The organism is Trichocoleus sp. FACHB-6, from assembly GCF_014695815.1.
GTDB lineage: Bacteria > Cyanobacteriota > Cyanobacteriia > Cyanobacteriales > FACHB-T130 > Funiculus > Funiculus sociatus.
On record NZ_JACJOY010000091.1, the window covers coordinates 1 to 8,579 of the forward strand.

The following is an 8,579-nucleotide window of genomic DNA, read 5'->3' on the forward strand; positions in this document are numbered from 1 at the left end:
AGTGACGCCCCAAAACCGTTTAAATTCTGCTGGCTTGAGATGTTTCACCTGCTCATATTTCATAAGCTTTATTTATCAATGGAGCGGGGCGAACGCAACGAAAGAGTCCGCGAACGCATAATTTCAGTCCTTATCTTACCCCAGCCGCGACTTTTGCAAGAGGTCTAATCAATGCGTCAGTGTGTTTACCCACTCGCGCCGTCAAGATCAACCCACTCGAATCCGCTAAAGTGATGGCAATCCAACAGTCTCCCACCGTTAACTCATCAGCGAGACATTGTTTCTGTTTTTTTGCACAAATGACCACATCTCATCGCCACTCACTTCCTCGGTTACCACTTGTGCTACCTGATCGTTGTGAACGAGTTGAGCTTTGACACTGGATGAGCGAACAATACTGACAACGGTGTTGTAAGCGAGTCCTGTGATTCGGCTGACCCCTCGCAAACTCGTGCCTTCGCTGTGTGCTTGCAGGACTTGTTGAATTTGCTCTGGGCTGATATGCCGATAGTAGTAAAGGGTGTCAAAACTCTCACAAAAGGTTTGTCTGCATCCAGGGCAGAAGTATCGTTGATGTCCGTTGGGCATTTTGCCATGTTTGTGGGTTTTATAATGACCGCAGAGCCGACATTCCATAGCTTGAGTGGAGTCATAGAGGTCTTTCTACTTTACCAAACCCACATCATCCTGACGCACTACCAGAATCGCCTCCCCACAACCTATTTAGGATTTAAGTAGAGTTAAAAATTCCAAAAATACAACTATTCTTAAGTGAACCCTATTGGAACATAATATTATTTTTCATTTTTAATCGTCATCTTTAGGTTTCCAACTTAAAGACTCTGTCCAAGGAACTTTGCTAACTATGAATTCGCAAGATAAAATGTGATTAACAAGTCTACCTACCTCAATGGTAGTATTAGCTACTCTCAGCACCAGCTTTAGAGAAAATTGCAGCGTCCGGTTTCTGGTCATAAAGTCGCTGTATAGCTTTTTTTGAGTATCTTTGCCTTTTTGGAGCTTTGATAGGTCAAACAAAGGCGCACTAATTTTCAAGGTGGGGTTTGTTGCGTCACCTTTGAGGACATCTTCTACAGTCAGCTTTTCTGTGAGGATATTTCCAGCAGCAATAACCCGAAAAACTTGACGCTCAGATAGATCGAGTTGCATCGTGGGTGTTATGCGAATTACTCGCCGCGATTGTCCTTGAAAATCCGTTAGCGTACTGCGATCCCAATCTATTTCTATAAAATCTTGCTGAGATTTATTTTTGATGCTGATTGACAGCTCTTTCAAATCTTCTAGTAGATATCGCTTTTTAAGTTTAAATTGAATCTCAAGGATATCTTTTAGGTTTTGTTCTTCCAGTTGTGTATTCAGTAAATCTTGATTAAGCTCAATTGTTACTTGAGTTATATTTAGAGATTTTACCATCCGGTACAAGACATAAGTAACGCAGATGATATAAACTGTTACAAGTAGTAAATTGCGATCGTCCAAGATTAGTAATTGGTGTAAAAGTAAGAATTAAGACTTAGGAGGTTAGGAGTCTAAATTTATTAATTCCGGACGCAAAACTCTCCTTTCAACATTTCGTAAAAGAAGCGATCATTCATCCTTAATGGTGGAAAAGTTCTCAAACCAGCCGCGCTTCCAGAAAAAGTAGATTAAACCAGAAGCGATCGCTATCATCAACGCCAAACAAAGCGGATAGCCAAAATACCAGTTTAGTTCTGGCATATTCCAGGGAGATTTTTCTGTATTGAAGTTCATTCCATATATTCCGGCAACAAAAGTCAGGGGAATGAAAATACTGGAAATTACAGTTAAAAGCTTCATAACTTCATTCATTCTGTTCCCAACCGAAGACATATAAACATCCATTAGCCCAGAGGATAGTTCTCGATATGTTTCCACCATATCCATCACCTGAACCGCATGATCGTAACAGTCTCGCAAGTAAATTCGCACTTCCTCGCTAACTAGAATATTGCCATCTCGAATTAGAGTGTTAATGGCATCACGCTGAGGCCAAATAGCGCGTCGAAGTGCCAATAGTTCGCGTCTAATTTGATAAATTTTGTCTAGAGTCTTGCGTGTGGGGTTGGCGATAACTTCTTCCTCTAAGTCTTCAATTCGCTCACCATAATCTTCTAAAACAGGAAAAAATCCATCGATAATGGCATCCAACAGTGCGTAGGTTAAATAATCGGCACCGCGCTTGCGAATAGTACCCTTATTGTGACGAATGCGATCGCGCACTGGCGTAAAGCAATCACGCTGCGGTTCTTCCTGCACAGTGAGCAAATAATGTTTTCCCAAGACTAAACTAACTTGTTCGCTATAGAAGCTATTCCCACTTTCCTTCGGCATTACCATCCGGGCAATAATTACCACATGGTCTTCATAGTCCTCCACTTTGGGACGCTGCGGCACATTGACCACGTCTTCTAAAACAAGCGGATGTAAATCAAAAACTTTCCCCAACTGTTGTAAAATTTCTTCACTGCCCAATCCCAAGACATCCACCCAAGAAACCGACGCAGTATCCAAATATTTAGCACAATCTTCTGGGGACTGTAATGCTAGGCAAGTCCGGTTAGTCTCGTTGTAGTCAATTAAGATAATTTTGGGCAGCGGCGCATCTTTATCAATGACGATTGTCCCAGGTAAAGCACCGGGTTTGTCGTAAAAGTATTCAAATAAATCCTCCTCATCATCTTGATTCGGTTGTGTCGCGAAGTTACGTAGTTGGGGGCGTTTTTGTGTCATGCAGATTTATCTCAAATTGAGGATTTTCTGGGCATTATTTCATCTAAGTTTACTCAAATTCTGATAAAATTAAGCAAGTAAAAAGCATATTCTTCAGACTAATTTACTTTTTTGATGCCATGTTTGGACTCGAAGCTTGCCCTCCTCGATTGTCTTTGTTAGGAAGCTGGTCGGGGATGAATGAGGAAAACGGCATTAAACGGTCAAGATTACTCTGTACAGCCTGCTGGACTTTTTCCACCAAGTAATTTACAGTGCCAGACCGATCTTCTTGATAATCCTGAAAGTAATCCTTAAGGTTTACTGGGTCGCCGATCCAGATTGCTGCTATTTTATGACCTTTGGGCGGCGGTTGGTCAATGTCGAACACCTCCCTTTCCAGCCGCGTGAGCGTGTCCAGAAAGCGTTCTGGAGTTGTAGCAGCAGCTACATAACCATCATAGATGGCATCGAAGTTTAAAAGGCGCATTGCGGCTTTTTGGATGGACGAAGCATTCCAGAAATCATCGGCTACTAAAGTTTCAGCCTTAGACTGTAGGACGTACTCAATTTTATAGACACGCTCCCGGTTCAGTTCGTTGGGAGAGGATGAGATCGCGAGTTTTTCTTCGCAGGAGTGGAGGACAAAAGCTTTAAGGCTGAAAATACGCTGATTCCAAGGCTCTTGAGCATTTCCGGGAGTGTAAACACCATATTCCTGTTCGCAGTTTACCAAGACTTGCTCTGCCACAACGCGCAGCCGCTCGTATAAGCTAGATGCTTTTTTTACCTGTAGGGCTTGCTCCAGCCGGTTCAGGATAGCGTCAATCGCCGGATTCATGTCCTGGGTGTAACGATATTTGATACTTATGGGTACAAGGTATAAGTCGGGAGGAGTTGAGCCACGCTTAACCAACTTAGCGATCGCTTGTAAAGCAATTTGCACTGCTCCTACCCGGAAAGGCATTACCGTGTCATTCTGGAACGAGCAGCCCCCCTCTGGAAAGATTACCAGACGGCATTTTGGTTGGGTGAGCAGTTCCAGGGTTTGGGCAATACTGGCGCGATCCGCAACCCCACGCCGGATAGAATAGACCCCAGCTTGCTGAAGAAAGCAACCTTGCAGCCCTTTGAAACCCTCAAAAGCAGCTAAGTAGTTGAAGGCTTCACCTAGCCTTGCTGATAGCAGAAACATCGACGCCGGATCGTCGAAGTTAGAGTGATTGGGTAATAGAAGCAGCCTTTGATCTCGCAAGTTTTCCAGCTTCTCCAAGCAATCTTGGCTAATCTCCACATCTAGCCAAAAGCGCCAGCGTACTAATGGAGGCGCAATAGTCTGCAACAGACGGACAAAGATCCGGTTGAGTCGAGGCGGGTAGAACTCAGCTATCTTCTGTTTAGGAGTAGACATAATCTGCCAAGGGTTCCTAACCGATGCAATATTATTCAGTTTAGGTGGCATCAACCGCTTGGCTTTCTGTTTAGGCCAGTTTCTCGATCAGTACACACTAGGCAAACTTAGATATAGTTCGATTTCATCAAGAGCGATCGCAAAACATCCTGCAAATCTTTCGTTACCAGCCCCAAGTCTGGTAACGAAAGATTTGTGACTACTGTTTGGGCGATATTGGCTGGATGATTTGAAGCGCCTCAGCGAGAAGGGCAGCAGCTTTATCCTTTTGCTGCCTTGCTGCATATTGACCAGCAATATCACTCAATGCGTTAACTTTGTAAGGCTTGCCCTGAATGTTTTGAGCAACCTTAAGGGCTTTGTCAAATTGTCCCTCTTTTGCATAACTGCTGACGATTGCAGGCAACATCCAGTCTATATCCTTTTCCTCATTAGAGATATTAGTGCTAGACATAATATCCTTAATAGTTTGGGCAATTTGAATAGCCCGGTCAGGTTGCCCTGCCTCCGCGTAATTAACCGCCATCTCAGATAGAATCATGGTTTTGTCAAACTTACGCTCAATAGTTTGGGCGACTTTTAAAGCCTGGTCAAGTTGTCCAGCTTCGGCATAACTGCGAACAATTTCACTCAAAGCCCCTGCTTTGTGGTTAGCATCACTTATTGTTTGGGCGACTTGCAGTGCCGAGTCAAATTGTCCCTTCCGGGCATAGTCTCCAGCGATTCTAGACAGCGATCCAGCTTTCTCTTGGACATCTTTGATAGTTTGTGCAATTCGCAGAGCTTGCTCATATTGCCCTGAATTTGCGTAAAAATGAGCCAGGCTAGATAACGATATGGATTTAAAAGCAGGTTCTCCGGTTTGCAGCATTGACTGAAGTTGTCCAAAAATTTCAGTCGGTTTCGCCTTCTGGTTGACTGCTGCATACTGCACCGCAATCTCACCCAAAGCATGGAATTTGAAATCGGGGTTAGACATAGTTTTCGCGATGGGCAACGCTTGATCGAGAGCTTTGATGGCTTGATCAGTTTGTCCCACTTGTGCGTAACCACGAGCAATCCTAACCAGTACGTTACTTTTACTTTCGTTGGTATTATTGATAGCTGGTGCAACTTTCATTGCCTGATTGAGTAACTCAATGGCTTGGGCTTTTTGTCCTGCTTTTGCATATTCGACAGCGCTGCGAGCTAAAGCAAAGGTTTGAGCGTGAGCATCCTTGAGAGATTGAGCAACTTTCACGATTTCGGTTAAAAGTGCAGAACTCTTATCAACTTGTCCGGTATCGGCAAAGTGGTGGGCAATTAACGAAAGCCCATATATCTTAAACACCTCATTCTCATTGTTTAATCCTCTGACAGTTTGGAGCGCAAGGTCATATTGTCCTTCCTGTACATACCGATTTTGGATGTCTGCCAAGTTTTCCACAACATCGTTGTGGCTAAGACAGTTTTTTGCTGCATTGGCAACCCGAATTGCTTGGTCTAGTAACTCTTTGGCTTTAGCCTGCTGTCCTGCTTTTGCATACTGACCAGCAATTGCTGCTATCGGCTCCGATTTGTCGCAGTCATTAGAAATGGCTTGAACCAGAGGAAGAGCTTGGGCTAACAGTTCCTCCGCTTTATCGTTTTGTCCTATTGCTGCGTATTCGCCAGCAATCCTAGTTAATATCCCAAGTTTAGAAACATCACTTTCTGGCGCGGTCGCCCCATTCACTGGCAAGACTAAAGTTAGCAGTGCTGTTGTTACCAGGATTTTGAGCTTCACTTTTGGTTTACCTCCGGTTTGAAATAGTCCGTCTTTTAGGAAAGCTAAAGTTCAAGAGCGCCTAAAAATGCGATTTGGTGCCATATTACGCAAATGGGCCTCCGAAAACACATGAACGCGGCATTAGGCATTAGTTCCAGTAAAACTTTCAAAAGCCTCGCCTGCTGAATTCTGAAGGGGTAAATGCTTCCAGAAGCTTCCCCTGGCTCGGAGTAATATCTTTGGCTGCAAGTTAATAGACTTATTGCATTCATGTTTTTGAAATAAATTTCCGGCTTAAAACTTAAACCCGTTTAACGGGTTGAAACATTTACCCAGGAATCATGACGATGACTTTAGCTATGAACCTGGAACTTTAGTTCACAGCTAAATGAATGCAAGGAGTCTAATGTAATTTTCCAATACTGTAACAATTTATTAAACTTCCGCAATACGCGATCGCGCCAGAAAAGCAGTAAGGGCAAGGTTTCCCCGCTCCTACAAAATCTCTTATAAAGAGCGATCGCGCTAAAAAAAAGCAGCCTGTCCTCCAAGACAAACCGCCTTTTTATTTAGCCCGCGCAGGCGGGCTAAGTTTTCTCTAGTCGCGACTTCAGTCGTTCGGGCTACATCATACCCATGCCGCCCATGCCGCCCATGCCGCCCATGCCGCCCATGCCGCCCATGCCGCCCATACCACCCATGTCGGGGGCAGCAGCACCTTTCTTCTCAGGCTTCTCGACTACCAGGGCTTCAGTGGTCAACACCATGCCAGCAATTGAACCAGCATTCTGCAATGCTGAACGCACAACTTTCGCGGGGTCAATAATCCCCGCCGCAATCAAGTCTTCAAAGGTGTCAGTAGCGGCGTTGTAACCGATGTTGAAATCAGTCTCCCGCACCTTCTCGACGATCACAGAACCTTCGACACCAGCATTATCAGCCATCTGACGCAGGGGTGCCTCTAGAGATTTGCCTACAATGTCAGCACCGACTTTTTCTTCATCGTCCAGACTATTCTTAATCTCGGCGATTTTCTTGCTCAGATGAATCAACGTTGTACCGCCGCCTGGAACGATTCCTTCTTCTACAGCAGCTTTGGTAGCGTTGAGAGCATCTTCAATTCGCAGCTTGCGGTCTTTGAGTTCGGTTTCGGTAGCCGCACCCACTTTGATGACGGCGACACCACCAGCAAGCTTAGCAATCCGCTCTTGCAGCTTTTCTCTATCGTAGTCTGAATCAGTTTCCTCTAGCTGCTTGCGAATTTGGACAATCCGCTTTTCCACGTCTGCGGTTTTTTCCCCAGAAACGATGATGGTGCTTTCTTTATCAAGGGTGATTTTCCGAGCAGTTCCCAACATTTCCAGGGAGACTGTATCTAGGCTTAAACCTACTTCTTCGGAAATCATTTGACCGCCAGTCAGAACGGCGATATCTTGCAGCATAGCTTTGCGGCGCTCGCCAAATCCGGGCGACTTGATGGCGCACACATTTAGTACACCCCGCATTTTGTTTACCACCAAAGTCGCTAGGGCTTCCCCTTCGATGTCTTCGGCAATAATCAGTAAGGGTTCACCGTTCCGCGCCACTTTTTCCAAGACGGGAATTAAATCTTGGATCGAGTTGATTTTCTTATCGGCGATTAGGATGCGGGCGTTTTCATATTCCACCACCATCCGTTCGGTATCGGTGATGAAGTAGGGAGAAACGTAGCCGCGATCGATCTGCATCCCCTCGACGACATCAAGTTCCGTGCTGATCGATTTAGATTCTTCAACGGTGATTACGCCGTCTTTGGTGACTTTCTCCATCGCTTTAGCGATCATGGCACCGACTTCTTCATCGTTACCAGCCGAGACTGTAGCAACTTGCGCGATCGCGCTCCCTTCTACTGGCTTCGCTAGCGCTGCAATTTCCTCTACAAGATGGGCGATCGTTTTCTCAATTCCCCGCCGCAAGCTAACTGGGTTCGCCCCAGCTGCTACGTTCTTCAAGCCTTCTTTGATCATCGCTTGTGCCAACACAGTTGCTGTAGTCGTGCCATCACCAGCGATGTCTTTAGTCTTTGATGCTACTTCCTGAATCAGTCGAGCGCCCGTATTTTCCAACGGGTCTTCTAATTCAATTTCCTTGGCGACGGTAATGCCATCATTAACAATCTGGGGAGCGCCAAACTTCTTCTCTAGAAGAACATTCCGCCCTTTTGGTCCCAGCGTAATTTTAACGGCATCGGCCAGGGCATTCACGCCCCGCTCTAGCGCCCGCCGTGATTCTTCATTAAATGCAATGATCTTTGCCATTTTTAGTATTAAAAGCGCTTCCGCATTCCAATTTAGCACTCAGTGGCAAAGAGTGCTAATCCGAAAGGATGAGACTCCTCACCTCGACTGATATGGGGGAGGTACATAATAAACAGCTAGAGCGATCGCTCTAGCTCCCAATAGCGGCAAATTATCCCTATCCACCGCCGCAACTTGGTTTAGCTGCAAAATTCTGTTTCTAATGAATTAGTTCGCTGAGTGCGGCATGGATCGCTTCGTCACTAACACCATGACGTTTTAGAGGATGTTTTAAAAGTCGGTTAGATAGCAAAAAAGCTCACTCAGTGTAAGCTGCGAATATGTAGTACACAGCACTGAGAGAGCGTTATGAGTAAAGCTTACCCCAGTAATT

General features: G+C 45.2%; 5 protein-coding genes and 1 pseudogene. All 6 read right to left on the reverse strand.

Going from position 1 to position 8,579, the window contains the following annotated elements:
• Positions 1 to 151: 151 nt before the first annotated feature.
• Positions 152 to 636, reverse strand: a pseudogene (locus H6F66_RS17560) (IS1 family transposase); the annotation flags it as partial.
• Between the two features lie 171 nt (positions 637 to 807).
• Positions 808 to 1,500 carry a hypothetical protein gene (locus H6F66_RS17565; protein WP_190423654.1) on the reverse strand — a complete coding sequence of 231 codons (693 nt, stop codon included), beginning with the start codon at positions 1,498 to 1,500 and terminating at the stop codon, positions 808 to 810.
• A gap of 108 nt (positions 1,501 to 1,608) precedes the next feature.
• Positions 1,609 to 2,772: a magnesium/cobalt transporter CorA gene (gene corA / locus H6F66_RS17570; protein ID WP_190423656.1), complete on the reverse strand. Its 1,164-nt coding sequence runs from the start codon at positions 2,770 to 2,772 to the stop codon at positions 1,609 to 1,611.
• A 103-nt stretch (positions 2,773 to 2,875) separates the two neighbouring features.
• Positions 2,876 to 4,162: a 1-acyl-sn-glycerol-3-phosphate acyltransferase gene (locus H6F66_RS17575; RefSeq protein ID WP_190423658.1), complete on the reverse strand. Its 1,287-nt coding sequence runs from the start codon at positions 4,160 to 4,162 to the stop codon at positions 2,876 to 2,878.
• Positions 4,163 to 4,361: 199 nt separating this feature from the next.
• Positions 4,362 to 5,927 (reverse strand): hypothetical protein, encoded by a 1,566-nt coding sequence (locus H6F66_RS17580; RefSeq protein WP_190423660.1) that lies wholly within the window; start codon positions 5,925 to 5,927, stop codon positions 4,362 to 4,364.
• Between the two features lie 605 nt (positions 5,928 to 6,532).
• The gene (gene groL / locus H6F66_RS17585) at positions 6,533 to 8,206 is read right to left on the reverse strand and encodes a chaperonin GroEL (protein WP_190423662.1); all 1,674 of its coding nucleotides are present in this window, start codon (positions 8,204 to 8,206) and stop codon (positions 6,533 to 6,535) included.
• Positions 8,207 to 8,579: the final 373 nt, after the last annotated feature.